This is a genomic window from Compostibacillus humi (assembly GCF_014637175.1).
Classification (GTDB): Bacteria; Bacillota; Bacilli; order Bacillales; family Amphibacillaceae; genus Oceanobacillus; species Oceanobacillus humi.
On record NZ_BMEV01000146.1, the window covers coordinates 1 to 1,254 of the forward strand.

Consider the following 1,254-nt stretch of genomic DNA (forward strand, 5'->3'; position numbering starts at 1 on the left):
CTAAAATCAAACGCTATTTTACAGCGAATGGCAGATGAATTACATCCAGCAACGGAGATATCAGATGTTTCCATGTCTGAATGTTATTATGAGGAAATCGAATACCAGGCAAAGTCATGGTCGAAAGCCAGAAAAGTCATCGTACAATCTGTTCGTCCTGCGGGTGAACTGTTTTTTACCCATTCCTTTTTTGTAACGAACTTAAAAGATGCATTCACTCCAGAAACTATCGTTCGTTCTTATCAAAAAAGAGGCACGATGGAGAATTATATTAAGGAAGCTAAAAACGGTTTTTATCTGGATAAAATGAACAGCCATTCTTTCCAGGTAAATGAAGTCAAAATGATGTTAAGTCTATTAGCGTACAACCTAACGAATTGGCTACGTACCCTTTGCTTTCCAAAAGGACGGAAAAGTATGCAAATCGAGACCATTCGTACAAGAATTATTAAAGTTGCGAGTAAATTAGTAAAATCAGGACGATCCATCTACTTTAAATTGTCCTCTAGTTTTGTGTACCAAAAATTCTTTTGGGAAGTACTTCAGCGAATTCAACGTCTTAAGCTAGAATAATTCAATTGAATAGCTGTTTTTTTAAAAGGATGAAAGACCAAGTGGGTAGTATGCCCAAAATCAGGATTTTACTGCCATTCACCTTTATCATTTATCATATTTATCGAAATTAACAGCTCTTACTTGTTTAGATAACAAAAAATCATTGGATTTGGTATCAATTAAATCTTCATTGGAAGTATGAATAATTCAGGTTATATCTTGACTGAACCTATTTTCTAGATGAATTTGTACATTTCGTACTGTTCAACCGTTTCTTTTTCAAATCCAATCTTTCTTAGAAACTCAGCGATATCAATATTGTCTGGCATACTAATCTTTAGTTTTTGCAAATTTAATTGATTTATCGAATGAGATAAAAGACTGCTAGCAATTGCTTTTCGCCTTTCTTCTTCATTTACAAATAAAAAATAAATTTTCCCTGAATTTGTAATGACCAACGTTCCGACAATCGATTTCCCAACATAAGCAGTAAAACAACGGGCATTATGATCTTTCATAAAGTAATCCACTTCATTTTGCCAATTGATATGTGTAGTTATAATATTTTCCCTTACTTCAGCTGCAGCAGATAAATCGTCTTCTTTTATTTTTATTTTACAATTTAGTCTATTAAATTTTGATGAATTTACATCCAATGCATGACTGAAATAGATTAGTTTATGAGCCTTTTTGTATCCC

The 1,254-nt window shown here is 32.9% G+C and carries 2 protein-coding genes; one reads left to right on the plus strand and one right to left on the minus strand.

The genetic code is table 11. The features are described from left to right. A partial coding sequence (locus IEV18_RS16965) for a transposase (protein WP_188393513.1) occupies positions 1–573 on the plus strand: 573 nt, incomplete at its 5' end. Positions 574–791: 218 nt separating this feature from the next. Here IEV18_RS16965 and IEV18_RS16970 read toward each other — a convergent pair. Then, the coding region (locus IEV18_RS16970) for a GNAT family N-acetyltransferase (RefSeq protein ID WP_188393514.1) at positions 792–1,254 on the minus strand (463 nt) is incomplete at its 5' end.